This window comes from Burkholderia sp. BCC0397, from assembly GCF_902832865.1.
GTDB lineage: Bacteria > Pseudomonadota > Gammaproteobacteria > Burkholderiales > Burkholderiaceae > Burkholderia.
In genome coordinates, this window is the sequence record NZ_CADFDL010000011.1 from 181,082 (window position 1) to 206,549 (window position 25,468).

General features: G+C 67.8%; 27 protein-coding genes. 17 read left to right on the forward strand and 10 right to left on the reverse strand.

The annotated features are described in order from the left end of the window. Positions 1–20: 20 nt before the first annotated feature. Positions 21–1,037: an alpha/beta fold hydrolase gene (locus HWX03_RS27755; RefSeq protein ID WP_175873446.1), complete on the reverse strand. Its 1,017-nt coding sequence runs from the start codon at positions 1,035–1,037 to the stop codon at positions 21–23. Positions 1,038–1,346: 309 nt separating this feature from the next. Here HWX03_RS27755 and HWX03_RS27760 point away from each other — a divergent pair, with 309 nt between their 5' ends. From HWX03_RS27760 to pqqE, 6 genes are all read left to right on the forward strand, one after another. Next, positions 1,347–3,383: a sigma-54-dependent Fis family transcriptional regulator gene (locus HWX03_RS27760; protein WP_175873447.1), complete on the forward strand. Its 2,037-nt coding sequence runs from the start codon at positions 1,347–1,349 to the stop codon at positions 3,381–3,383. Between the two features lie 314 nt (positions 3,384–3,697). Beyond that, positions 3,698–3,772, forward strand: coding sequence for a pyrroloquinoline quinone precursor peptide PqqA (pqqA, locus tag HWX03_RS27765; protein WP_006485436.1), 75 nt, complete (start codon positions 3,698–3,700; stop codon positions 3,770–3,772). A gap of 60 nt (positions 3,773–3,832) precedes the next feature. Next, positions 3,833–4,756 carry a pyrroloquinoline quinone biosynthesis protein PqqB gene (gene pqqB / locus HWX03_RS27770; RefSeq protein WP_175873448.1) on the forward strand — a complete coding sequence of 308 codons (924 nt, stop codon included), beginning with the start codon at positions 3,833–3,835 and terminating at the stop codon, positions 4,754–4,756. Between the two features lie 2 nt (positions 4,757–4,758). Further along, positions 4,759–5,478: a pyrroloquinoline-quinone synthase PqqC gene (pqqC, locus tag HWX03_RS27775; RefSeq protein WP_175873449.1), complete on the forward strand. Its 720-nt coding sequence runs from the start codon at positions 4,759–4,761 to the stop codon at positions 5,476–5,478. Beyond that, positions 5,475–5,756 (forward strand): pyrroloquinoline quinone biosynthesis peptide chaperone PqqD, encoded by a 282-nt coding sequence (gene pqqD / locus HWX03_RS27780; protein ID WP_006480620.1) that lies wholly within the window; start codon positions 5,475–5,477, stop codon positions 5,754–5,756. Before pqqC ends, pqqD begins: the two co-directional genes overlap by 4 nt. 1 nt (position 5,757) lies before the next feature. Beyond that, positions 5,758–6,897, forward strand: coding sequence for a pyrroloquinoline quinone biosynthesis protein PqqE (pqqE, locus tag HWX03_RS27785; protein WP_175873451.1), 1,140 nt, complete (start codon positions 5,758–5,760; stop codon positions 6,895–6,897). 460 nt (positions 6,898–7,357) lie between these two features. Here the strand turns inward: pqqE and HWX03_RS27790 are convergent, their stop codons facing one another. Beyond that, on the reverse strand, positions 7,358–7,696 hold the full coding sequence (locus HWX03_RS27790) for a helix-turn-helix transcriptional regulator (protein WP_175873483.1): 339 nt from the start codon (positions 7,694–7,696) through the stop codon (positions 7,358–7,360). 78 nt (positions 7,697–7,774) lie between these two features. Between HWX03_RS27790 and HWX03_RS27795 the strand changes: the two genes are divergently transcribed. Further along, entirely contained in the window at positions 7,775–8,674 is a 900-nt protein-coding gene (locus tag HWX03_RS27795) for a hypothetical protein (RefSeq protein WP_175873452.1), read from the forward strand. A gap of 207 nt (positions 8,675–8,881) precedes the next feature. After that, the gene (locus HWX03_RS27800) at positions 8,882–9,112 is read left to right on the forward strand and encodes a hypothetical protein (protein ID WP_175873454.1); all 231 of its coding nucleotides are present in this window, start codon (positions 8,882–8,884) and stop codon (positions 9,110–9,112) included. 159 nt (positions 9,113–9,271) lie between these two features. Here HWX03_RS27800 and HWX03_RS27805 read toward each other — a convergent pair whose 3' ends face one another. The 4 genes from HWX03_RS27805 to HWX03_RS27820 form a co-directional block, all read right to left on the reverse strand. Further along, complete coding sequence (locus tag HWX03_RS27805) at positions 9,272–10,147, reverse strand: alpha/beta hydrolase family protein (protein WP_175822086.1); 876 nt, start codon at positions 10,145–10,147, stop codon at positions 9,272–9,274. A 108-nt stretch (positions 10,148–10,255) separates the two neighbouring features. After that, on the reverse strand, positions 10,256–10,996 hold the full coding sequence (locus HWX03_RS27810; RefSeq protein ID WP_175873455.1) for an alpha/beta hydrolase: 741 nt from the start codon (positions 10,994–10,996) through the stop codon (positions 10,256–10,258). Further along, positions 10,993–11,799, reverse strand: coding sequence for a DinB family protein (locus HWX03_RS27815; protein ID WP_175873457.1), 807 nt, complete (start codon positions 11,797–11,799; stop codon positions 10,993–10,995). Before HWX03_RS27815 ends, HWX03_RS27810 begins: the two co-directional genes overlap by 4 nt. A 116-nt stretch (positions 11,800–11,915) precedes the next feature. Further along, positions 11,916–12,347 carry a YciI family protein gene (locus tag HWX03_RS27820; RefSeq protein WP_175822085.1) on the reverse strand — a complete coding sequence of 144 codons (432 nt, stop codon included), beginning with the start codon at positions 12,345–12,347 and terminating at the stop codon, positions 11,916–11,918. Between the two features lie 224 nt (positions 12,348–12,571). Here HWX03_RS27820 and HWX03_RS27825 point away from each other — a divergent pair, with 224 nt between their 5' ends. Next, positions 12,572–12,802: a hypothetical protein gene (locus HWX03_RS27825; protein ID WP_174430966.1), complete on the forward strand. Its 231-nt coding sequence runs from the start codon at positions 12,572–12,574 to the stop codon at positions 12,800–12,802. Positions 12,803–12,843: 41 nt separating this feature from the next. Here HWX03_RS27825 and HWX03_RS27830 read toward each other — a convergent pair whose 3' ends face one another. The 4 genes from HWX03_RS27830 to HWX03_RS27845 all read right to left on the reverse strand — a co-directional run bounded on the left by HWX03_RS27830 (position 12,844) and on the right by HWX03_RS27845 (position 16,294). Further along, entirely contained in the window at positions 12,844–12,984 is a 141-nt protein-coding gene (locus HWX03_RS27830; protein WP_175822084.1) for a hypothetical protein, read from the reverse strand. A 14-nt stretch (positions 12,985–12,998) separates the two neighbouring features. Then, a complete protein-coding gene (locus tag HWX03_RS27835; RefSeq protein WP_175873458.1) occupies positions 12,999–14,423 on the reverse strand; it encodes an MFS transporter in 1,425 nt (474 codons plus the stop codon). Positions 14,424–14,584: 161 nt separating this feature from the next. Continuing rightward, complete coding sequence (locus tag HWX03_RS27840) at positions 14,585–15,346, reverse strand: ABC transporter permease (protein ID WP_027781349.1); 762 nt, start codon at positions 15,344–15,346, stop codon at positions 14,585–14,587. 3 nt (positions 15,347–15,349) lie between these two features. Further along, positions 15,350–16,294 (reverse strand): ABC transporter ATP-binding protein, encoded by a 945-nt coding sequence (locus HWX03_RS27845; RefSeq protein ID WP_027781348.1) that lies wholly within the window; start codon positions 16,292–16,294, stop codon positions 15,350–15,352. Between the two features lie 424 nt (positions 16,295–16,718). On the opposite strand from HWX03_RS27845, the gene HWX03_RS27850 reads away from it, so the two are divergent. The 8 genes from HWX03_RS27850 (at position 16,719) to HWX03_RS27885 (ending at position 25,462) form a co-directional block, all read left to right on the forward strand. Next, positions 16,719–17,015: a cupin domain-containing protein gene (locus tag HWX03_RS27850; protein WP_175873459.1), complete on the forward strand. Its 297-nt coding sequence runs from the start codon at positions 16,719–16,721 to the stop codon at positions 17,013–17,015. A gap of 643 nt (positions 17,016–17,658) precedes the next feature. Then, a complete protein-coding gene (locus HWX03_RS27855; RefSeq protein ID WP_175873460.1) occupies positions 17,659–19,272 on the forward strand; it encodes a DUF2957 domain-containing protein in 1,614 nt (537 codons plus the stop codon). 71 nt (positions 19,273–19,343) lie between these two features. Then, positions 19,344–20,597, forward strand: a complete 1,254-nt coding sequence (locus tag HWX03_RS27860) for a DUF2957 domain-containing protein (protein WP_175873461.1) — start codon at positions 19,344–19,346, stop codon at positions 20,595–20,597. Positions 20,598–20,668: 71 nt separating this feature from the next. After that, the gene (locus HWX03_RS27865) at positions 20,669–21,493 is read left to right on the forward strand and encodes an OmpW family outer membrane protein (protein WP_175873462.1); all 825 of its coding nucleotides are present in this window, start codon (positions 20,669–20,671) and stop codon (positions 21,491–21,493) included. A 121-nt stretch (positions 21,494–21,614) separates the two neighbouring features. Next, complete coding sequence (locus tag HWX03_RS27870; protein ID WP_175873463.1) at positions 21,615–22,118, forward strand: activator protein; 504 nt, start codon at positions 21,615–21,617, stop codon at positions 22,116–22,118. 237 nt (positions 22,119–22,355) lie between these two features. Beyond that, a complete protein-coding gene (locus HWX03_RS27875; RefSeq protein WP_175873464.1) occupies positions 22,356–23,468 on the forward strand; it encodes a hypothetical protein in 1,113 nt (370 codons plus the stop codon). A gap of 360 nt (positions 23,469–23,828) precedes the next feature. Further along, a complete protein-coding gene (locus HWX03_RS27880) occupies positions 23,829–24,971 on the forward strand; it encodes a glycosyltransferase (protein WP_175873465.1) in 1,143 nt (380 codons plus the stop codon). Next, positions 24,968–25,462 (forward strand): hypothetical protein, encoded by a 495-nt coding sequence (locus tag HWX03_RS27885; RefSeq protein WP_174430975.1) that lies wholly within the window; start codon positions 24,968–24,970, stop codon positions 25,460–25,462. The genes HWX03_RS27880 and HWX03_RS27885 overlap by 4 nt, the downstream gene beginning before the upstream one ends. Positions 25,463–25,468 lie beyond the last annotated feature (6 nt).

Consider the following 25,468-nt stretch of genomic DNA (forward strand, 5'->3'; position numbering starts at 1 on the left):
CGCGAACGAGCGCCGGGTCGTCACGTGAACGGCACCGTCGCGAACATCGCATTCACCGCCCGTGCGACGCTGCGCGCCAACGCGGGCTCGCTTGCCAGATGCCCGGCCTTCACGCGTTCGATTTCCGCTTCGGGGGCGGCTCGCGCGAGTCGCTCGACATTGCCGACCGGGCAAACGGGATCGTGCATCCCGTGCGCGGCGAATAGCGGCACGCGGGCCTGTGCGGCCCGTCGCGCGAGCGCGAGTACGCGGCGCTCGCCGAGCCAGCAATCGTGTTGCAGGTAGTGCGCCTGGATCCGGTATTTGTCGATCAGCCGGCCGACGGTCTTGTTCGACCGGACCGCGCGCACGGGCGAGCGGCGCGTTCGCGCCGATGCGAGGATGGCGTTTTCGTACGCGTGCCACGCGAGCGCCACCGCGCGCTGTCGGGCCGCGCTCGCGCCGTGGCGCAGTCGCTGCGCGCAGCGCGACAGCAGGCGATCCGGCCGGCCGCCGCCGGCCGCTGCATGCAGGCGTCGCCATTCGCGCGGCGCACGCGTGCGGGAGGTCATGAAGAGTCCGCGAACTTCGCGTGGCGACGTCAGGAACAGGCCGCGCAATACGACGCCCGTCACCCGCTCTGGATGCGTGCCCGCATACGCGAGCGCAAGCGCGGCGCCCCACGATCCGCCGACGACGCCCCAGCGTGCAATGCCGAGCTGCTCGCGCACCGCCTCCAGATCCGCGATCAGCCGCGCGGTGTTGTTGTGACGCGTGCCGCCGCGCGGTGTCGACGCGCCCGCGCCGCGCTGGTCGACGAGCACGACGCGCACGCGGGTGAGGTCGAACAGCCGCAGGATGCCGGCCTGGCTGCCGCTGCCGGGCCCGCCGTGCAGCACGACGACCGGATGGCCCTGCGGAGCGCCGGCCACGGCGAATGCGATCGATTGCGCGTCGCGGTGCAGGCGCCGGCGCGCTGGCGTGGCCGGCGACGCCGGCGTGTCGGGCAAGGCCCGAGGCGCGGGCGACGGCGTGGATCGAATCGGGCGACGCGTCATGTCGATAGGGCTCGGGCGGAATCGGGAGGGCAACCGTCACTCGGCCGGCCAGTGGCCGGATCGGTTCTGCGATAAAGCCAGAAACGCGCCAGCCGCGCAGATCCGGATTCGCACGGGTAGTCACGCGTCGGGAAATCGCGGTATCACGAAGGCCTGGCCGTCGCGTGACGCGACACGCCGCCGCCGCGCCCGGCCGATTCATTACATCGTGCTTTCAATTCGTGCCCGGGCGCCGGCGTGGCCCGATGCTTGCTTGCAATGACGGCAAAGAGTCCGGCAGTTGACCGGAAGGATCCCCCGGAGGAGACAATGCGCGACGACGTAGAGCAGGCGGCCGGGTCACGGGCCGCGCATCCCGCTGGCTGGCCCGCGCCGTCGATCCAGAAGGCCCACGAGCGCTCGGAGACGTTCGGCCTGCAGGTATCGGCACGGCCCGACTACGACGTGCTGTCGAACGCGGCGCTGGTGCTCAAGCGCGAGCAGAGCCGGGTGCTGTGCGTGCACGCGATGCCGGTGATGGAGACGCTGCACGAGCAGATCGTCAACACGCAGAGCATGATCGTGCTGACCGATGCGGAAGGGCTGATCCTGCATTCGATCGGCGACGACGATTTCCTGCGCCGCGCGGAGAAGGTCGCGCTGCGCCCGGGCGCGAACTGGGCGGAGAACCGGCAGGGCACCAACGCGATCGGCACGGCGCTGGCCGAGCTGTGCCCGATGGTCGTCCACGGCGACCAGCACTTCCTGGCCGCGAACCGCTTCCTGACCTGTTCGAGCGTGCCGATCCTCGATCCGTACGGCGACGCGATCGGCGTGCTCGACGTGACGGGCGACCACCGCAGCTATCACCAGCACACGATGGCGCTCGCGAAGATGTCGGTGCAGATGATCGAGAATCACCTGTTTACGACGACCTTCCAGGAAACGCTGCAGGTGTCGTTCCATGGCCGCCCCGAGTTCCTCGGTACGCTGATGGAAGGGATCGTCGCGTTCACCGCCGACGGCCGCTTCCTGTCGGCCAATCGCAGCGCGCAGTTCCAGCTCGGCATGCCGCTCGCCGCGCTGCGCGCGCACACGCTGTCGTCGCTGTTCGACATCACCAGTGCGCAACTGATCGACCGCATGCGCGCGAGCACCGACCGGCACCTGATGCTGAATCTCGGCAACGGCGCGGTGGTCTGCGCGCGCGTGCACTTTCGCCGCGCGACGCTCGCCGAAGGCAGCCGGCCGACGGACGTCCGCGACGCGGGGGCGCCGGCCGCGCGCGCGAACGCGGTGCCCGCGCCGGCGGCGGGCACGTCGGCCGGCCTGTCGCGGCTCAACTATCTCGACACCGGCGATGCGCACGTCGCGTGCGTGATCGCGAAGGTGCGCAAGGTGATCGGCAAGGACATCCCGATCCTGATCACCGGCGAGACCGGCACCGGCAAGGAGTTGCTCGCGCAGGCGATCCACAACGACTCGCCGCGGCGCGACGCGCCGTTCGTCGCGGTCAACTGCGCGTCGATTCCGGAGACGCTGATCGAGTCCGAGCTGTTCGGCTACGAGGAGGGCGCGTTCACCGGCGCGCGCCGCAAGGGGGCGATCGGCAAGCTGCTGCAGGCGAACGGCGGCACGCTGTTTCTCGACGAGATCGGCGACATGCCGTATCCGCTGCAGGTGCGGCTGCTGCGTGTGTTGCAGGAGCGCCTCGTGAACCCGCTCGGGTCGACGAAGACGATCGCGGTGGACATCGCGATCATCTGCGCGACGCACCGCGATTTGCGCGAGATGATCGCGCAGAACCGTTTTCGCGAGGATCTCTACTACCGGCTGAACGGCCTCGTGGTGCGCCTGCCGCCGTTGCGCGACCGCACGGATCTCGCGGTCGTCGTGCAGAAGATGCTGCAACGCGAGGCGTTCGCGGGCCCGGGCCGGCCGCCGCTGTCGGTCGCGCCGGACGTGATGGAGTTGTTCGTGCGCTGCACGTGGCCGGGCAATTTCCGCCAGCTCGGCAACCTGCTGCGCACGGCGGCCGCCATGGTCGACGACGACGGCGAAATCCGGCGCGAGCACCTGCCGGACGACTTCTTCGACGACCTGCGGCGCGGCGATGTACAGGCCGTGCCGGCCACGCCCGATTCGCCCGCCGCGGCGAGCGCCGGCGCCGGGCCCGGCGTCGCGGACGTGTTGCCGCCCGCCGATGCGCGCCTGCAGGACGTCGCCGCGTCCGCGATCGCCGCCGCGTTGGCCCGTCACGGCGGCAACGTATCCGCCGCGGCGCGTGCGCTCGGCGTCTCGCGCAACACGATCTACCGGAAGATGCCGGGCGCCGACGCGGGGCGCCATCCGTCCGACGAAAGCTGACGCGCCGCCGTCGTGCGGTGCGCGACCTGTCACAGCCGGTGTGTCAAGTTGCAACACCGGTGTTCAACGATTCAACACCTGTCACCACTCGCGGACATCGTGCCGCCGGGGTGGTGGCACGCATTCGCGCGAATCGTGTCGGCGATTCGTAAGGATTCCGCCCCGCTGCCCGGATGACGGCGGTCTACCGCCGCTGCACCGCCGAAATACGGCTTCGGCACGCTCCTTGCTGAAGATGAATCGACCGCTCGATTGCCGCGGTCGTTCGACTCACCCAGCAACGCATCCATCATCAACTCGACAGGAGACACACCATGCAGTGGACGACACCGTCTTACACCGACCTGCGCTTCGGCTTCGAAATCACGATGTACATCGCCAACCGCTGATCGCCGTGCGTGCCGCCCGTTTCGCCGTGGTCGGCGCGGGCGGCCTCGGGAGCTGACGCCATGAAGATCAAGATACTCGGCTCGGGAGCCGGCGGCGGGCTGCCGCAATGGAACTGCAATTGCGCGAACTGTCGCCGTGCGCGCAGCGGAAGCGGCCACGTGCTGCCGCGCACGCAGTCGTCGATCGCGGTCAGCGACGACGGCATCGACTGGGTGCTCGTCAACGCGTCGCCCGACATTCTTTCCCAGTTGCGCGCGGATCCGGACCTGCAACCGGCGCGCGCGATCCGCGACAGCGGCATCGCCGCCGTCCTGCTGTGCGACGCGCAGATCGATCACGTGACGGGCCTGCTGATGCTGCGCGAGCGCTCGACGCCGCTGCCGCTCTACGCGAGCGCGCCGGTGCTCGACGACCTGTCGACCGGCTTGCCGCTCGTGCCGCTGCTCGGCCATTACTGCGGCGTCGCCGCGCACACGATCGTGCCCGGCGAGCCGTTCGCGGTGCCGGCGGCGAGCGGGATCCGTTTCACCGCGATCGCCGTCGACAGCAAGCCGCCGCCTTATTCGCCGCGACGCGCGTCGGCCGCGCCCGGCGACAACATCGCGCTGTCGATCGAGGACGTCGCGAGCGGGCGGCGCGCGTTCTATGCGCCGGGGCTCGCGTCGGTCAGCGACGACGTGCGCGCGGCAATGGACGGCGCCGATCTCGTGCTGGTGGACGGCACGTTCTGGACCGGGACCGAGATGATCGATCTCGGCCTGTCGGGCAAGCACGCGGCCGACATGGGGCATCTCGCGCAGTGCGCGGAAGCCGGGCGGCCCGGCATGATCGACTGGCTCGACAGGCTGCCCGCGCGAACGCGCAAGGTGCTCACGCACATCAACAACACGAACCCGATTCTCGATCCGCATTCCGTCGAGCACGCGCAGCTGCGCGCGCATGGCATCGACGTCGCACACGACGGCATGCAATTCCAGGTCTGACGATGAACGCACCGATCCCCGCTACGGCGTTGCACGCGACGCCCTGGACCGCGACCGAATTCGAGGCGCGCCTGCGTGCGCTCGAATCGCGCTATCACATCCATCATCCGTTCAACCGGCGGCTCAACAGCGGCGCCTGTTCGCCCGCGCAGATCCGCGGCTGGGTCGCGAACCGCTTCTACTATCAGATCTGCATCCCGCTCAAGGATGCGGCGATCCTGTCGAACTGCCCCGACCGCGAGACGCGGCGCCGCTGGATCCAGCGGCTGATCGACCACGACGGGCAGGGCGACAACGAAGGCGGCATCGAGGCGTGGGTGCGGCTCGGCGAGGCATGCGGCCTCACGCGTGCCGAACTGTGGTCGCTCGAACACGTGCTGCCCGGCGTGCGTTTCGCGGTGGATGCGTACGTGAACTTCGCGCGGCGCGCGCCCTGGCAGGAAGCCGTGTGCTCGTCGCTGACCGAGATGTTCGCGCCGCAGATCCATCTCGACCGGCTCGCGGGCTGGCCGTCGCATTACCCGTGGATCGAGCCGGCCGGGCTGCATTACTTCCGCAGCCGCGTGCCGCTCGCGCAGCGCGACGTCGAGCATGGGCTCGCGGTGACGCTCGCGCATTTCACGACACCGGACGCGCAGCAGCGCGCGCTCGGCATTCTGCAATTCAAGCTCGACATCCTGTGGTCGATGCTCGACGCCGTCGAAAAGGCCTACCCCGTATGAACGCGATCGAAGCCGCCAGCGGCGTGCCGCTGCGCCCCTGCCTCAGGGGCATGTACCGCCTGCAATGGGAGGCGGCCCAGGATGCGTACGTGCTCCTCTATCCGGAGGGCATGGTCAAGCTCAACCCGAGTGCAGGCGAGATACTCGCGCGCTGCGACGGCACGCGCGAACTGGACGACATCATCGGCGAACTCGAGCGCCTGTTCATGCAATCGGATCTCGCGACCGACGTCTACCGTTTCCTCGATCATGCGCGACTGCGCGGCTGGCTGGACTGACATGACGCCCGACACTTCCCGTCCGTCCGCGCCGCTGTGGCTGCTCGCGGAACTCACGTACCGCTGCCCGCTGCACTGCGCGTTCTGCTACAACCCGGTCGACTTCGCGACGCACGGCGCGGAACTCGACACCGACGCATGGCGCACGGTCATCAGCGATGCGCGCGCGCTCGGCGCCGCGCAAATCGGCTTCTCGGGCGGCGAGCCGCTGCAGCGCGGCGACCTCGAGACGCTCGTCGCGCATGCGCGCGGGCTCGGCTTCTATACGAACCTGATCACGTCGGGCATCGGGCTGAACGTCGCGCGCATCGAGCGGCTCAAGGCCGCCGGGCTCGATCATATCCAGTTGTCGCTGCAGGATTCGACGCGCGAGCTGAACGATTTCCTGACCAGCACGCGCACGTTCGGACTGAAGCGCGACGTGGCGCGGCTGATCAAGGCGCATGGCTACCCGATGGTGCTGAACTGCGTGCTGCATCGCTACAACCTGCCGCACGTGGGGCAGATCATCGAGATGGCGCTCGATCTCGGCGCCGATTACCTGGAACTCGCGAACACGCAGTACTACGGCTGGGCGATGCTCAATCGCGACCAGTTGATGCCGACCGTCGAGCAGGTGCGCGAGGCCGAGGAAACGGTCAACCGCTATCGCAAGCTGATCGGCGAGCGCTGCAAGATCCTGTTCGTCGTGCCCGACTATTTCGAGCGCCGCCCGAAGGCGTGCATGAACGGCTGGGGCTCGGTGTTCCTCGGCGTCGCGCCGGACGGCACTGCGCTGCCGTGTCATGCCGCGCGGTCGCTGCCGGGGCTCGCGCTGCCGAACGTGCGCGACCGGCCGCTGCGGGAAATCTGGTACGACAGCGATGCGTTCAACGCGTTTCGCGGCGACGACTGGATGCGCGAGCCGTGCCGCACGTGCGACGAGCGGTATGCGGATCACGGCGGGTGCCGGTGTCAGGCCTACCTGCTGGCCGGCGATCCGAAGGAGGCCGATCCGGTGTGCGCGAAGTCCGCCCATCACGGGCAGGTCGAACAGGCCGTGCAGTTCGCGCGACGTCGCGCGCCGAGCGACGAACAGCCGCTGGTTTTCCGCAGCAAGGAGAATTCGCTCGCGCAATGCGGCGCGGCGTGCGACGGCTGAGGGGGCACGGCCAGGACGAAAGCCGGGCGAGTGAGACAGCGCGACGCGATGGATATCGGGAAGATCGATATGCAGTCCTCTTCATATCCCCAGAGCGATTTGCGTATGCAAGAACGGCCGGACGCTGGACGGAGCGCGTGATGCGGACCGCTGCTTTCGGTATGCGACAGACGAGCGGGGTACGCAGTGTCGTCGACGATCGCGCCGGCTCGCGTGGCATGCGCATCGCGTTGGCTGTCGTTGCGCACGGCACCGCGCTCGTCGAACTGGATGCCGATGCGGCAGGGCGGGTGGTCGCCGCGCGTGTCGTGACCGGCAGCGGCTATCCGCGTCTCGATACGGCGACGCGGTGCTGGCGAGCCGCTGCGCGACGCATGCAGAGAGCGGCGCGCCGTCGCCGATGCGGGCGCGCGTGCCGATCACGTTCAATCTCGATGAAGGACCGCGCACTTGCGCGACATCACCCGTCATCCGCCTTCGCCTGCAAATCCTTCAGCCCCCGAATCACGACCAGCAGCGCGCGCCCGTGCTCGTCCGAGCCGTCCCACGCGTCGACGATCGCGTCGCGCAGCAGGTCGTTGTACCGGCGGCGCGACGGCTCCGCATCGACACCATAGAAACTGCATAGCTTGTTGAATGGTGCGCTGCGACGCAGCCGGCGTCCGTTCGACAGCCGAAGGCGCGACACGGTTGGCTGGCTGACCCCGGAAAGTCGCGCGATTTCGCTGGACGAGCGTGTATCTGCCATCAGGCGGCGCAACAGGTCTTGAACGGGAAAATCTTGGTCCGGGGCTTCCATGCGATGCATTATACCTATACAGTTACGGCTGTTGAATGGGCTTGCTGTCAGCAGCGAGGCTGTATCCCGAGAAAGTTGATGACACTGAAACACCTCCCACCCACGTTCTGCTGGACCAAGATCGGTACCGAGTCCGGCGAGGAACTGCCGACCGTCGTGCTCCGCAAGGAATGGGAGCGCCGGCTCGGGGGCGGGCGTTTTCTGTGGGGCATCAACCAGCCGCTCGGCAGCAGCGCGCAAGTCGCCGCGCATCGCACGGGCTCGCTGCTCGCGCTGTTTTCGCCGGTCGCGTCGCGCCCGCGCGCGGGTGAGCGCAAGGACGCGCTGCTGTGGAATGCGTGGGTCGACGCGAGCGGGCAGGTGCGGCCGTTGCCGCCGCATACGTTCATCGCCAGCCGCTCGACGTTACCGTCGGGCCGGCGCCGCGAGCAGCACTACGCGCTCGTGTGTGCGTCATCCACCGCGCTGACGGTCGGCACGCAGTTGCGCGTGTTTCCCGACCATCTGCGCAGCGTGAGCACCGGCAGGCCGCTGGGCGCCGCGCAGGGCGCGGCCGTGGTCGACTGCCTCGGGCGTGCGAAGGAACAGACGGGCAAGAGCTATCCGCTCGCGCTGTCGGTCGAGCTCGAGGCACCGTATTTCGTGCGGCTCGCGCAGCCATGCGTGCTGAAGGCGCGCGATCTCGCGGAAGTGAACAAGGCCACGCGCGCGGGCGATTTCGATCGCTTCGTCGAGCTGGTCGCGCGCCTGCGCGGCCGTTCACCGACGGACGCCGTGCGCGGCGTCACGCGTGATCTGTTCGACGTGCCGCCGCTCGAAACGGCCGCCGCGTACGTGGCGCCCACGCATGCCGCGCGCATGCGCAACCGGCCGGCGGCCGAGCATCCGCGCGATCTCACCGGCGATCTGTTCGACCTGTCGCCGGGCGAGGCAGCCGCGTTCGCGGGGCTCGCGCATCCGCCCGTCGGGCGCGCGTGACCCCACGCGCGAAGTCGTTCGCGCAAGAATTTGTTGCAATCTCGCCGTAGCGGATCGGCGAGCGCGGAGGGACAATCGGCACGAAGCGCGCGGCGCGGCGGCCGATGCGTCGACACGCGACGGGTCGTGGTTCACGCCGCCGACATGCGTACCACGCACACTGAGCGTCGGCGTGCTTCACACTGCAATCCTGAGGGAGGAGTGTCGATGTCGACCCACATCTGTTCGCGGGAAGCCCGGGCCGCACAACGCTTCGTCGAAGCGACGCGCAACGTCGATCAGGCGTTTCGCGCGGTGCGCGGCGAAAGCGACGACGACGGCTCGTCGGTCGAATACGCACGCGCGATGTCGCGTCTCGATCGCGCGCTCGACGAGTTGGCGCGTGCACAGGAATTCTTCGATCGCATCGTCGGCGCGGACACCGCGCACGACAACTGACGGCTTCGTCGTTTCTCTTTTTCGCGCGTCGGGCGACGCGCGTTCATCTTCTTGCCGGGCGCGCATGCCCGGCATGCCGGTTCGTCATCCCGTTTCGACTTTCGACGTCAGGCCTTGCAGCCTTCGGCCGGATCGCCGCCGTAAGGGGGGAGCCGTGCGTCAGCCCGCGCGTGTCATGCCCGGCGCGGACGGCGCGGCACGAGACGCGTAGCCGCGATGCTGGAACGACGTCGCGAAAAACCGCATCTGGTAGCGGATCGCATTCGCCCAGTAATCCCACGTATGGCCGCCCGGCCGCTCCGCATAGTCGTGCGGCACGCCGAGCGCGACGAGCCGTTCGTGCAGCGTGCGGTTCGAGTCGACGAATGCATCGTCGCGGCCGCAATCGATCGTCAGGTCGAGATGCGCGCGCACGAACGCCCGCGCGCTTTCGGCGATCACGTTGCGGTTCCAGAACGACGGATGGCGGTCGGGATCGCCGAACACGTGGGCGATCCCCGGCTCGTCCGTGCAGCAGCGCGGATCGACCGCGCCGCTGATGCTGCCGACCGCGCCGAACGTGTCGGGCCGGTCGAGCGCGATGCGCAGTGCGCCGAAGCCGCCCATGCTGAGCCCGGTGATCGCGCGCGCGTGCTGGGCCGCGATCGTGCGGAAATGCAGGTCGACATAGGACACGACTTCATCGCCGATGAAGGTCTCGTAGCGGCTGCCCGAATCGAACGGGCTGTCGATGTACCAGCTTTCATGTCCGCCGTCGGGCATCACGAGGATCACGCGATAGCGGTCGGCCAGCGCGGCGATGTGCGTGTTCGACGTCCAGTCGGTATGGTCGCCGCCCGAGCCGTGCAGCAGATAGACGACCGGATAGCGTTCGCCGTGGTTGTCGCGTGCGTAGTCGTCGGGCAGCACGATGGTGGCCTTCAGCGTTTCGCTCATCGCGGCGCTCGGAATCGCGACGACCCGCGCGTGGAACGCGAACGCAGGGCTCGTGACGGCGAGCAGCAGAAGCAGCCAGAAGGTACGTGCCAGGCGCATCGATCCTTGCATGTGTCGACCCAGTCCGGCCGGAGGCCGGGAAAACCCTGTTCCGACGACTCTAGCAACCGCGCCTTTCAACCATATTTCGGCGAATCCTACGGGTTGTCAGGCAGACGGCTTGCATACGATGCGTTCGATGGCGGCGCGCAACGCGTCGGGCCGCTCGGCCGCGATCAGGTGCCCGCAGCCGGCGATCGTGTCGAAGCCGGCGCAGCGGGCGAGCGCGTGCCCGGGCACGTGCCAGCCCGCGCGCGAGCGTTCGCCGGCGATCAACCAGACGGGGTGACGCTCGAACACCTGCGCGAGCGCCGGCAGGTAACCCGCAGCGCCGGTCGTCTCGATCACCGAGCGGCCCATCGCACGCAGCGTCGAGGCCGGCTGATGCACGAGCCAGCGGCGCGCGTCGTCGAGCTGGCCCGGCGACGGTGCGTCGATCGCGCCGCGCAGCCAGGCGAGCGGGGCCGCGCGCAGGCCGTCGAGCATCGCATCGGCTTCGTCGGGCGTCATGCGGCCGACCGATGCGGACCAGAACGCATCGTCGAGCGTGAAGTTGCCTTCGACGTTGACGATGCGCCGCACGCGTTCGGGGTGCGCGTGCGCGAACAGCATCGCGATCGCGCCGCCGACCGAATGGCCGACGACGTCGACCGGCTGCATGCCGAAGTGCGTATCGACGGTGTGCTGCACGTGCTCGACCTGCGCGGCAAGCGAGATCGCGTCGGGCGGCGTGGCGCGATGCGCGCCGTAGCCGAGCAGGTCGGGGCAGAGATGCGGGCCGTTCCATCCGCGCACGTCGAACGTGCCGATGAAACCGTGAATGAAGACGACGGGCGTGGGCGGGATCATGCGGCCGCCGCTGAAGGCAGGGGCGGCAATTCGAGTTCGGCGAGCAGTTCGTCGAGTTCGAGCACGTGCGTGCGGTCGTGGTCGAGCAGCTCGCGCACCAGTTCGTCGAGCGACATGCGGCGGATGCCGTCGCGCAGCCCGCAGCGTGCGAGTTGCGACGGTTCCAGCGCGGCCGCGGTGGCGCACAGCGCGGCGCGGCCGCGGCCGAACGCCGCGACGGCGAGATCGAGCGGCTGCGCGAGATAGTCGCGTTGCGCGGCGAGCACGGTGCCGTCGACGGACTCGATCACGGGCAGCTCGGCCGTGCGCACGGCGTCGATGCGCGCGGCGAACACCGCATCGAGATCGCGCAGGTGGCACGCATGTTCGACGAGCGAGAAGCCGGTGCCGGCCGGGCGGCGCGTGGCCAGCCCCGCCGGCACGTGCGCCGCACAGGCAGCGAGCCGGGCGGGCATGCGAGCCAGCGCGGCGACGACGTCGGCGAACGGCAGCCGGTGCGGGTACGCGCTGAATACCGCGCCATAGCTGAACAGCGCACCGCCGAGCCGCCCGCGCGCCTGCACGACCTCATGGCCGTGGCGGCGCATGACGTCGGCGACCATCGCGCCGCAGAACTGGCGGGCCGTCGTGTCGGCTTCGACTTCGGGGAAGGTGCGCGCGATCTCGTCCTGGATCGCGCCGATCGCGGCGACGCCGACGCGCGACAGCGCCGCGAACTCGAGATAGCGCTCGGGCTGTTCGATCAGCGCTTCGAGCTGGGCGCCGAGCGCGGTCAAGCGGAAACGGTCGAAACGGGAATGCATGACGAAGCCCTGCCGAATAACGTGTCAAAACGATACGTTACTTGGCAGGGCTCCGTCAACCGGTTCCTCCGAGTGCGTGCGAGGCGGCTCTCGCCGCCCGCCGCCCGCCGGCCGTTTCAGGGCTTCTGTCGGGCGTCGACTTCCGCACGCATCCGCGCTTCCTGCTCCTTCAGCTCGGGCGTGAATGCGTCGCCGAAATCTTCAGCCTCGAACAGCGGGCGGATCTCGATGTCGGAGTCGCCGGGCATCGGGTTCGGGCAGCGCTTCACCCATTCGACGGCTTCTTCCATCGATTTCACCTGCCACAGCCAGTAGCCGGCGACGAGCTCCTTCGTTTCGGCGAACGGGCCGTCGATGACGGCGCGGTTCTTGCCGGAAAAGTGCACGCGCTTGCCGCGGCTGCTCGGGTGCAATCCGTCGGCGGCGAGCAGGATGCCGGCTTTCACGAGTGCTTCATTGAAGCGGCCCATTTCGGCCATGAGTTCGGTGTCGGGCATCCGGCCGGATTCGGAATCGGCGGTGGCTTTGACGATGACCATGACGCGCATTGTCGTATCTCCTTGAACGGGAAGAGGGCGTTTGCCGGCGGTGCGATGGCAAAACGATCGGTTACGACAATACGACGCGCGACGGCGACGCGAATCGACATCGCGGACGAAAAATTTTCACGCGCGGTCGGAACGGTGGGAGCACCGCGCGGCCGTTCCGTTGTCACGGAGTGCATCGGCAAAACTGGTATGCTGATCCGCATCACGTGTACGCGGAGGACGCCATGGCTGCTAAGGAAGTGTCGAAGAAGAAGTACCTGAAAATCCTGAACAAACGCCTGCGCGCGGAGCCGGCGGCCCCGGCCGGCGCGTCGTTCGTCTTTTTCCCGCTGGGAGCGAAGGCGAAGCATGCGACGGGCGTCGTGTCCGGCGACACGCGCAGCAAGCGCGAACTGGCCGTGCTGGCCGCGGTCCAGCGCAAGGCGGCCGAAGAGTTCGTCGTCGCCGACGCCTGACGGGCTCCGCTGCACCCCTGCCGGATGACCGCTGCCGCGGCCTACGCGGCGGCGGCTTCGCAGTGAGCGATCGCGCCGGCGAGCACGCGTGGAATGTCGTGCGCGCCGGATGCGAAGCCGGTCGATTCGCGCAGCAGGCCGGGCACGGCGGTGAACGCCCGCCCGGCCTGAATCGGGCTCAAAGCCAACCCCGCGATCAGGACGCCTCGTCCGCTGCCGCCGCCGGATACCGGCCGCTGCCGCCCGCTTCGTCGCCTGCCGCCAGTTGCTCCAGCGCGAGCCCCTTCGTCTCGATCCCGAGCGTCCACACGGCGATTGCCGCCGCGATGAACGACAGCGCGCCGAGCGTGAACACGCCGCCCTGGCCGAACACCGGCAACACGACGCCGACCACGTAAGGCCCGATCAGCGAGCCGACGCGACCGATCGCCGACGCGAAGCCCGAGCCCGTCGCGCGTGCGCCGGTGCCGTACAGCTCGGGCGTGTACGTGTACAGCGCCGCCCACATCCCGAACAGGAAGAACTGCATCGCGAGGCCCGTGACGATCAGCAGCGTCGTGCTGCCGCCGTACAGCGCGCTCTGGCCGTACGCGTACGCCATCACGCCGCCGCCGATCAGCGACGCGATGCAGGTCGGCTTGCGGCCCCAGCGTTCGACGAGCCACGCGGCGCACAGGAAGCCCGGCACGCCGCCGAGCGAGATCAGCACCGTGTAGAACACCGATTTCGTGACTTCGAAGCCGGCCTGCTGCAGCAGCGCGCCGAGCCACGACGTGAGGCCGTAGAAGCCGAGCAGCGCGAAGAACCACAGCAGCCATACCATCACCGTGCGGCGGCGGTACACGCCGCTCCAGATCTCGCGCAATGCGCCGCGGCCACGCGCTGCGGCCGGTTCGGCGAGCCGCGACGGCGGCGGCAGCGTCGTGACGCCGGCCGAGCGCATCACCTTCGCCTCGATCGTATGCATCACCGTGTCGGCTTCCGCATGCCGGCCCGCATGTTCGAGCCAGCGCGGCGATTCCGGCACGATGCGGCGCACGACGAGCACGAACACGGCCGGAATCGCGAGCAGCGCGAACACGGTGCGCCAGCCGAATTGCGGCAGCACGAAATACGCGACGATGCCGGCCGTGATGAAGCCGAGCGGCCAGAAGCCGTCCATCAGTGCGATCAGGCGGCCGCGCTTTGCGGCCGGCACGAATTCGGACAGCAGCGTCTGCGCGACCGGGAACTCCATCCCCATCCCGATGCCGAGCAGCACGCGGTAGACGATCAGCGCGTCGACGCTCTGCGCGGTCGAGCACAGGTACGACGCGGCGCCCCACAGCACCATGCTCCACTGGAACACGGGCCGGCGGCCGAAACGGTCGGCGAGCAGGCCGGCGACGGCCGCGCCGAGCACCATCCCGAAGAAGCTCGCGCTCGCGACGAGGCCGGCGGCCGCGGTCGACAGTCCGAACTCCTTGCGGATCGAACCGAGCACGAACGTCATCGTGCCGAGATCGACCGAGTCGAAGAAGAACGCGATCGCGATGATGAAGAAGATGCGCTTGTGATAGCCGGAGAACGGCAGGCGTTCGAGCCGGGCGGCGGCGGAGGCGGGAGCGGTGGCGGCGGGCATGGCGTCCTCTGAAATGAAAAGGGGCCGTGCAGCGCATGCTCCAGGGCCCCGATGCTTCGTATTCAGTAGACGCGACCACAAACTGCCGCATCAGAGGAAAAGCGCCGCCTGCTTGCCCAAATGCGTCATAGGCGGGGCGGCGCGCGTGACGCCGGCCGGCGTCAATTCTTCAGTTTGTAGCCGGTGCGGAACATCCACGCGACGATCGCGAGCAGGATCACGAGGAACAGCGCGGTCGCGGCGAGGCTGATCCACACGTGCACGTCGGCGATCCCGTAGAACGACCAGCGGAAGCCGCTGATCAGGTAGACGATCGGGTTGAACAGCGTGATCACGCGCCACGCGGGCGGCAGCATGTCGACCGAGTAGAAGCTGCCGCCGAGGAACGTGAGCGGCGTGATGATCAACAGCGGCACGAGCTGCAGCTTCTCGAAGCTGTCGGCCCAGATGCCGATCACGAAGCCGAACAGGCTGAACGTGATGGCCGTCAGCACCAGGAACAGCACCATCCAGAACGGATGCAGGATGTGCAGCGGCACGAACAGGCCGGCCGTGGCGAGGATGATCACGCCGAGCAGGATCGACTTCGACGCGGCCGCGCCGACGTACGCGATCACGATCTCCCAGTACGACACGGGCGCGGACAGGATCTCGTAGATCGTGCCGGTGAAGCGCGGGAAGTAGATGCCGAACGACGCGTTCGAGATGCTCTGCGACAGCAGCGACAGCATCACGAGGCCCGGCACGATGAACGACCCGTAGCCGATGCCGTTCACGTCGCTGATGCGCGAGCCGATCGCGGAACCGAACACGACGAAATACAGCGACGTCGAGATCACCGGCGCGATGATGCTCTGCATCAGCGTGCGGCGCGTGCGGGCCATTTCTGCGCGGTAGATCGCGCGGATTCCATGCCAGTTCATACGTCAGGCTCCTTGCACGCCGTTGCGGCGGTTGTCGATCAGGCTGACGAAAATGTCCTCCAGCGAGCTTTGCGTCGTGTGCAGGTCGCGAAAGCCGATGCCGGCCGAGCCGAGCGCATTGATCAGCTTCGCGATGCTCGCGTCGTCGCGCTGCGAGTCGTACGTATAGACGAGCGCGGCGCCGTCTTCCGCGCGTTCGAGCCCGAACGGCGCGAGCGCGGGCGGCACGTCCGCGAGCGGCTGCTCGAGCTGCACGGTGAGCTGTTTCTTGCCGAGCTTGCGCATCAGTTCGCGCTTTTCCTCGACGAGCACGAGCTCGCCGCCGAGGATGATGCCGATCCGGTCGGCCATCTCTTCGGCTTCCTCGATGTAGTGCGTGGTCAGCAGGATCGTCACGCCGCTTTCGCGCAGCGAATCGACGAGCTTCCACATGTCGCGGCGCAGCTCGACGTCGACGCCGGCCGTCGGTTCGTCGAGGAACAGGATGCGCGGCTCGTGCGACAGCGCCTTCGCGATCATCACGCGGCGCTTCATGCCGCCCGACAGCGTCATCAGCTTGTTGTCGCGCTTGTCCCACAGCGACAGCGCCTTCAGCGTCTTCTCGATGTACGCGGGATCGGGCGCCTTGCCGAACAGGCCGCGGCTGAACGACACGGTGGCCCAGACGGTTTCGAACGCGTCGGTGGTCAGCTCCTGGGGCACGAGGCCGATCATTTCGCGGGCCGCGCGGTATTGATCGCGGATGTCGTGGCCGCCGACCGTCACGCGGCCTTCGGTCGGCGTGACGATGCCGCAGATCGAGCCGATCAGCGTCGTCTTGCCGGCGCCGTTCGGCCCGAGCAGCGCGAAGATCTCGCCGGGGCGGATGTCGAGGGTCACGTGCTTCAGCGCCTGGAAGCCGGACGCGTAAGTCTTGGAGAGATCGGAGACGGAAAGGATCGGTTGCATGCTCACGGATGGCACGGGCGCCCGGCGCGACGGCGGGCGCCGCGCGTGCCCGGCGCCGCCGCCGCTGCGAAGCGGCCGGGACCGGGGACGGCATGGCGAACGGGCGTCATGTCGAACGGTATTGTGGTGCGGGATCGCGGGACCGCCATATTAGCAATCGGCAGATCGAAATGCATTCTGATGGAAAGGCCGGGCCGTGCCGGTGCCGGATTTGCGTGAATTTCGGCGATATCGCTCGATGATTCGGTGATTTATTTGAGTGGCGCGAACAATCCGGATTGTTTTCCGCGAATCGGGCCACGACCGCGTGGCCGCCCGGCAGGCCGGCCGACTGTGCTGCCCGCCGGCCCGCGCGCCGTACCGGGACGGCACGCGTGGCGCTCGCGATAATGCATTCCTTTCACGATGATACGGAGCGCGGCGCATGTCCTTGATCGATTTCAAATCCGTGGCGGACGCGCAGGCTACCGCATGGAAATCCATGATCGTCGGCGAAGTCGGGCCGGCCCGGATCAAGGTGCTGCGCATGGATGCGCAGCCTTACGAAGCGGAAGTGCACGACTACAACGAGGGGCTGCTGGTGCTCGACGGCACGCTGATGCTCGAGGTCGACGCGGAAACGATCGTGGTCGGGGCCGGGCAGATGTATCTCGCGCGCGCCGGCACGTTGCACGCGGTGCTGCCCGGCAGCCACGGCACGCTCGCGATCATCGACGTCTAAGGTTGCGGCGCAGCATGCGTGCGGGCCGCTGAGGGCCGGCCGGCTTGGCTCGGCGCGGATTGGCGGTCGCCGTTCAAACGCGTGTTCTACAGCCTGGGTATTTGTCTGAGCAAATAAAATGAAGGCTGTTTGAAAATCTGTTAAATACCGTATGAACGCTAGGATCGCGCGGTTTCATTCGTTTGGAACTCTGCATCCATTTACTTGTGTGAATGGTCCGATCATAGTCTCGACACACGACGCATCACGATAACGAATCAAGCGTACGTATGGAGACCACACCATGAGACGCCTATCCGCGGGGCCAGCGGGACTGCCGTTTTCCGATTTTTCGCCGAATGCAGGCACGACGCAGGTTGCGTGGCTGCATCGTCACCTCGCCGTGTAGCGGCGAACCATAGCGGCAAGCCGTAGCGGCAAGCCACTTTCCGTTTCGATCGTTCCGACGGCGCCGTGCCGCATGACGGCGCTGCGGGAGCGCGCTTGTCTGCCGCCGCGGCGTGTGCCGCATGTGCCCGACCGGCATCGCGGCCGCCTTGCGTGCATCGTCATGCGCCGCGCCTTCGTGCGGCGGCGCGATACCAACCGGCGGGCCATGCAGCCCAGCCGGACGAGACTTGTCGTACCTGAAAAGGAGGGGTTGATGATTTGCATTCCTGAATGGCGGAAGGCGATCCTGTCGTGCGCGATGCTGGCGCTGCCGTTCGTCGCCGGTTGCGGCGGCGGCGACGATCCGGGGCCGATCACCGTGCCGCAGTGCTCGGGCAGCGCCTGCGGGCCGAGCGGCGCCGAAACGACGCCACCGGTCGTGACGAAGCTGTGTCCGGACGCGCTCGATTACACGACGACGTATACGGGGGGGGCCGGCAGCGGCGAGTACGTGAAGGTGAAATTCGACACGACGAAGCTCACCTATCAGATGCAGTTCATCGAATCGTCGGTGCCGACGTCGGCGGGGCAGGTCAACAACACGCGCGCGGGCCTGACGATCAGCGGCGCGTTCCACCATCCGACCAATCTTCCGACGGCCGAGCAGAACCGCTGCGCGTTCGTGCTCGACAGCGGTGCGACGAGCGACGGCGCGTATGCGGTGACGATCAAGCGTACCGATCCGCCGATGCTGTTCGTCGGCAATGGCGTGGTGGGCGGCGGGATTCCGGGGGCGACGATCGCGTTCAAGGGCCTCGAGCCGATTCCGGGTCTGGTACTCGGCGTGGTGCCGTCGCGCACGTTCGATTTCTATCCGTTCATCGGCTTCATCGAAACGGAAACCGACTTCACGAAGGTCGCGGGCAACTACAACGAGGTCGGCATTCACCTGTCGCCGGTCGGCTCCAGCTATCAGGATTTTCTGGGGCCCGTCGGCTGGCAGCCCGACGTGGTCAACTGGAACCAGACGCTCAACGCGGATGGATCATGCACGATCACGCCGAGCAGCGACTACTCGTGTCAGACCACCGGAACGCCCTGGACGTTGCGCAAGAACGCGGACGGATCGGCCGATAATGTCTTCGTGAGCAATGCGAAAGCCAGCGGGTTCGGCCCGGTCGTCTATCCGTTTGCCGGACAGGGGTCGGCCATCGTGATTCTGTCTCCTAGCCAGGCGAAGGGCATCATGATCGTCGGCAAGCTGAATGGCGTGCTCGTGCCGGTGGTGATTCGTGTCGGTTACACGCATGTCGACGAGAGCAACGCCCTTGCGTCGGTTGCCGATGCCGAAGTCGGCATCTCGATGCTCTCGTCGAGCAAGGCGATCACGGCGAATTCGCTGAAGGGCGGGTACATCGGTGCGACCAGCGCGTCGGCGTGCGGCATCGTGACGTCGGCGGGTGTGACAGGGGCCTTCGCGACAGGCGGCCCGAGTTTCAACGTCAATATCCCGCATCCGGACTTGCCCGGTACCTTCAACGGCAGCAACTTCCTGCCTGAAGCGGGCACCTGCAACGACGGCACCGCCGTGTCGACGCTGGCCGCGAACTATACGTCCACGCTGTTCCAGGGCAATACCGCGGCGTTCATCGATCCACAGACGTCGTCGGTCACCTCGCAGTTCGCGCTCGACTATACGCAGGCCACGCCCGGCAAGATCAAGGTCACGGCCACGCAGGACTTCAACGCGAAGGGCGCGAACGGCAACGTGGCGATCTTCAGCAAGGGCGACACCGGCTGGCTCGTCACGGCCGGCAACGTCTACGCGATGGTCGTCGACAACAACAAGGTCAACCCGTTCTTCACGGTCGGCGCATTCGTCCAGTAACCCTGCACTGAACACGTCACACCGGCGGCGCATGCGCTGCCGCCGGCGAATCGAATTTCAAGAGGATTCCTATGAATTTGAAGCAATGGATGGCCGCGGCGTCGCTCGCGCCCGTGCTGGCCGCATGCGGCGGAGACGGCGACCCGCCGCCCGCGCCGGCAGTCCGGTTGTGCCCGCAGACGATCGACTACAACACGGTGTTCATCGGCGGCTCCGGGTCGGGCGAGCTCGTGAAGGTGCAGCTCGACACGACGAAGATGACGTACCGGATGACCTACCTCGCGTCGCCGGTGCCGACCACCACGGGCACCGTGCAGCCGACCCGCGACACCGCGCCCGCGAACGTGGTCGACGGCACGCTGGCCGACGAAACGGGGCTGCCGACGGTGAAGCTGAACCAGTGCACGTTCCGGATGCAGAACGCGAGCCTCGACCCGAGTCGGCCCGCGCGGCTGTTCCTCGGCGAAGGCGTGCTGGGCGGCGCGATCCCCGGCGCGGCGATCCAGTTCGACGGCGTGATCGGCGTCGGCAAGATCCCGAAGACGACGTTCCCGTACTACCCGTTCATCAGCTTCTCGTCGCTGGAAACCGACCTGACGAAGATCGCCGGCACGTACAACCAGCTCGGCTATCACCAGGTGCCGTCGCAGAGCTTCCAGCCGGTGGCGCTCGACCAGAAGGTGACGATCAACGCGGACGGCAGCTATACGGAAACCGACAACTTCGGCAAGAAGAACGGCGGGCAGCCGCTGGCATCGAGCGCGACCGTGAACCAGCCGTTCACGCTGCGCCCGGATGCGCCGGCATTCCAGTCGCTGAACTACCAGCCGCAGATTCCGCCGACGCTCGCCGCGCTCGATCCGGCGAAGGCCGGCAAGGGGATCCTGATCGTCGGCAAGCTGCGCAACCAGCTCGTGCCGGTCTTCATCCGCACCGGCGCCGCGAACGCGGACCTCACGCAAGGGCCGCCGAGCGCGGACGACGAATCGGGCATCTCGTTCCTGAGCCCGCAGACGGCGATCGCGCAGGGCTCGCAGGACGGCGAGTACACGGGCGTCGACAGCGCGTTCAACTACCGCGCGACCGCGCTCGTCGGCGCGCAGGCCACGCTGCTCGATCCGTTCAACGCGTCGCAGGCCGCGCTCACGCGCGCGCTGAACCTCGACTACACGCAGAAGGTGCCGGGCGTCGTGACGACCGTGCACGCGGATGCGGCATCGGGGCCGGCGACCGGCAAGTTCGCGTTCACCGGCGGCGTGTTCGGGTTCCTCGACATGGCCGATCCGAGCAACCCGTACTTCACGGTCGGCGCGTTCGTGCAGTGACCGCAGGGATGGAGACACGGCGGCGCCGCGCGCAGGTGCGCGGCGCCCGGACAGAATGAGGGGGAGACTTCATGAAGAAGCTGATTGTCGCGGGTGTCGTCGCAGGCGTATCGACGCTCGCATCGGCCCAGCAGGCGGGCGACAACGTCGCGACGCTGGGCTGGCTGCACATCATGCCGCAGGATTCGACCAACGGGCTCACGACGAATCTCGCGAGCATGCCGATCAACGGCCCGCTGCGCCTGCCCGGTTCGTTCACGTCGCCGGGCACGAGCCTGACGGTCAACAACGCCGACACGGTCGGCCTCACGCTCACGCACTTCTTCACCGATCACATCGCGGTGACGTCGGTGCTCGGCGTGCCGCCCGAGTTCACGCTGACCGGCCATGGCGTGATCAAGCCGCCGGGGCCGGCCGGCGCGCTCGGCAACGTCGACATGGACAAGTCGGCGAACCAGCCGGCCGTGAAGAACGCACGGCAGTGGAGCCCGACGATCATTCTGCAGTACTACTTCAATTCGTCGACGGCGAGGTTCCGCCCGTTCGTCGGGATCGGCGTGGCCTACAGCTGGTTCAGCAACATCGAACTGAACGGCAACTTCGCGAAGGACATCAACGAGAACCTCGGCAGCGTGCTCGCCGCCGGCGCCGGCAAGCCGGGGGCGACGTCGGTGGAGGGCAAGGCGTCGTCGTCGTTCACGCCGGTCTACAACATCGGCGCGAGCTACGCGATCGACAAGCACTGGGGGCTCACGGCGACGCTGACGTACATGCCGCTGAAGACCTACTCGTCGCTCGTGATCAAGGCGGCGGACGGTTCGACGCTCGCGACCACGCGCACGAAGCTGAAGGCCGACCCGCTGATCACGTTCGTCGGGATTTCCTACAAGTTCTGAGCCGACCGGCGCGCATGACGCGTGCCGGCGGCTTCCTGCGACCGGCTGGCCGGATCGTTCCGGCCGGAAGGTCGCGTTCCTGGCGGCGTGCCGCCATTTGTGAAGAGAGGGGGCAGTTCAAATGAGCATTCGCAAAATCGTATCGCTTGTTGCTGCAGTGGCTTTCACCGCGGTTTCGGCCGCGCCTGCTTTTGCCGTCACCGTTTCGCGTGCCGATGGCCAACCGATGAATCCGAACGGCGAGCCGTTCTCGGCGACGGGGCTGACGGCCCTTGCCAAGGGGGCGATCAACGCAAATTGCAACGCGACGTTCAACGGCACGATCACGTCGACCGGCATCCTCAACATCACGTCGGCGACGTTCTCGGGCGGCGCGACGTGCGGCCTGATCAGCGGCAGCGCGAGCAGCACGTCGCCGTGGACCGGCCAGGCCGACAGCACGACGCAACTGTCGATCAACAACGTGAAGGTGAACGTCACGCTGCTCGGCACTTGCGGGCCGAGCAAGGTCGTGACGGCGTGGAGCGATGCGAACTCGTCGCTGACGTTCAACAACGCCGCGCTGACGCCGGACTGTACGGTGGGCGGCACGGTCCTGACGTCGCCGAAGTTCCACGTGCAGTAAGCGTCGCGAACCGAAGCGGAACCCCGCCGCGCGCGAGGGCCGTGCGGTATGCGCGGCGGGTTTCCACGGTTTTGATGGGCTCGTGCCGTCGCGCGTATCGGCGCGGCGGCCGCTTGACCCCCCGTGTCGCGATCCGACACGGGCGGAGTGGCAGGGCCGGCGTGGCGTACTGCGCCGCCCGATTCGATTGAACAAAACCAAGCCAATTGAATTGGCCAGAACCATCCCGGACGACCCATGCTGACCGATCCAGCAAAGTATGGCGACGCCCGCGGCGCGACGCCCGACCGGCTGCGCACGGCCGCGTGGTTGCAGTACCTGATCGAACATCTCGACGCGGCGGCGGGAGACGGTGGCGACGCGGCCTTCGTTGCGTCGCACGCGATACGTGCGGGGACGGGTGCGAGCCTGTCCCGCGAAGCGACTGCGGTTCTCCAACGGCTGGTCCCGTGGATCGCGACGGACGGCGGCGGCTGTGCATGCGAGCCGGCCGATCCGCTCGGCGCATGCTCACATGTGCCTTCCGCGCAGCAGCTCGCGGAAGCCGAACGCTGCTGCCCCGGCTCGCGTGCCGTATTCGACACCGCGCACGGCGTGATCGATGCATGCGCATTCGACGATCCCGACGTCGGCTGGGCCGCGCTCGAACGGATTGCCGGCGAAGTCGAGCGCAGTGGCGACGACGCGCGCGCAAGCATCGCGAACGAACATGACGGGCCGCGCGAGACGCCGCCTGCGAAGAACCTGAGAGAAAGGCTGACCGCTGTCGTGGCAGCGAGTGCGGAAACGCCGGCCCGTCCCGGCACCGTCATCGATGCGATCGTGCTGCGCGCGTGCGGCCCGCGCGACGATGCAGCGCGCGTCGACGAGATGGCCGCGCTCGCGATGTTCTCGGCCGAACTCGCGGCCGGCAACGGCGTTTCCGTTCAGGCATACGGCGGGCAGCACAACCTCGTCGCGCGGGCGATCCGCACGCATCGCGCCGATCTCGCGTCGGTGGACGGGCTGATTGCCGCGCTCGCCGTGTGCCGGCTCGATCAACTCGTCGGCGCGGGCAGCTTCTGGGCCTACTACCTGTTGGCGGGCATCGCGATCGCCGCGCCGGACACGGTGCGGGAAATCGGCCGCCGCTTTCAAGGCGACACCTGGCAGACGTGGCTCGACCACGTGCTCGCGTGGCCGGCGGTCAGCCGCTTCGGGGCGCGGGAGGATGTCGCGTTCGACCGCCTGCGCGACGCGATGAGCCTGACGTCGCGGTGGAACCCGATCGTTCGCGCCAAGCGGATGCGGACGCGCACCGTCGCGATACCCCGGTTCGGCGAAGACGAGGGCAAGGGCAAGGCGGGCTGACACGAAGCCTTCGCCGAATCGAGACGACCGGAAACGCGTCGCGCGAGTACCCAGCTCACGCTGAAGAAATACCGAGCCCCGTTCGCATGCGCGAGGGGGGCGTCGTGCCGCCGGCATCGACGCGCGACCGCACACCCTCCCAACCTGCCCGCCCGCGCGGCATCATCAGTTCCGGGCCCCATCGACCGGACGCAGTATGATTCCGCAGACGATGCGGGCGATCGGCCGAACCGGGCCAGCCGGCCGCCCGCATCGCTGAAGATCCGGCAGGCTTGTAGAAAGCCGGACGCAAGCTGCCGCTGCGCGATCGCGCCGCTGCCGATCCGCATCCGGGCCACCCTCATCGAAACGGTCAGTCAGATGTCAAAGCAAAACAAGAAAATCCTGCTCCTGAGCGTCAGCGCCGGCGCCGGGCATACCCGCGCGGCCGAAGCGATTCGCGCGTTCGCCGACCACCATCCGGCCGGCATCGACGCTACGCACCTGGACGTGATGGACTTCGTGTCCACCGGCTTCCGCAAGCTCTACACCGATCTCTACATCAAGCTCGTCAGCAGCCAGCCGGCGCTGTGGGGCTACCTGTACCAGAAGACCGACGAGGTCGATCCTGCGGCCGCTTCGCAGAAGATCCGGCGCGCGATCGAGCGGCTCAATTGCCGGCAACTGCTCGCCGAGATCGAGCGGCAGCGCCCGGACGCGATCATCTGCACGCACTTCCTGCCGGCCGAACTGCTGTCGCGCGAGATCCGCAAGGGACGCGTCGACACACCGGTGTGGGTGCAGGTCACCGATTTCGACCTGCACAGCATGTGGGTCGTGCCGCACATGCGCGGCTACTTCGCGGCCAACGACGAGATCGCATGGCGCATGCACGCACGCGGCATGGCACCGGAAACGGTGCACGTGAGCGGCATTCCGATCATGCCGGCGTTCGGCCAGCCGCTCGATCGCACGGCCTGCGCGGCCGAGTTCGGCCTCGATCCCGCGCGCCGGACCTTCCTGATGATGTCCGGCGGCGCGGGCCTCGGCGGGCTCGACGTGCTGGCCGCGCGCCTGCTCGGGATGGACGACGATTTCCAGCTGATCGCGCTAGCCGGCAAGAACCAGGCGATGCTCGCGTCGCTGCAGGCGCTCGCCGCGCAGCATCCGGGCCGGCTCTTTCCGCAGGGTTTCACGCAGCAAGTCGAACGCCTGATGGCCTGTGCCGACCTCGTCATCACGAAGCCGGGCGGCCTGACGACCTCCGAATGCCTCGCGATGCAGTTGCCGATGATCGTCAACTCGCCGATTCCGGGCCAGGAGGAACGCAACGCGGATTTCCTGCTCGAACAGGGCGTCGCGCTGAAGGCCATCGACGACGATGCGCTCGTCTACCGGATCCGTGCGTTGCTGCAGACGCCGGAACGCCTGGCCGACATGCGCCGCCGCCTGGCGCCGCTCGGGCGGCCGCTCGCCGGCCGCTTCGTGCTCGACCGCGTGCTGGGCCTGGAGCCGGCCGCATGAGCGGCGCGCGTTTCGTGCCGACGCGCCATACGCTGTTCGTCGTCGCATGGGTCATGCTGCTCGCGTATTTCTTCGCGAACGTCGAGATCCAGATCGAGGGCAGCGCGGGCTGGGCCGCGAACCTGCCGACCTGGCGCATCGAGCATCACTGGCTGCTCGACCTCTTCTGGGGCGGGCGGCCGATGACCGGCTACCACGCGTGGGTGTTTCCGTTCGTCGCGCTGTTCTTCCACCTGCCGCCCATCTTCAATGCGCGCTGGTCGTGGCGCATCGAGGCTCGGATCATCGCGTGCATCATGGTGTTCTGGCTGACCGAGGACTTCCTGTGGTTCGTGCTGAATCCGGCGTATGGCCTTGCCCGCTTCAACCCGGCCAACGTGCCGTGGCATATCCACTGGCTGGGCGTGGCGCCGACCGACTACTGGACCATGAGCGCCGCCGCGATCGCGCTGTTCGTCCTGTCCCGCGAGCGCAAGCGCGCATTCTATTGAACCAAC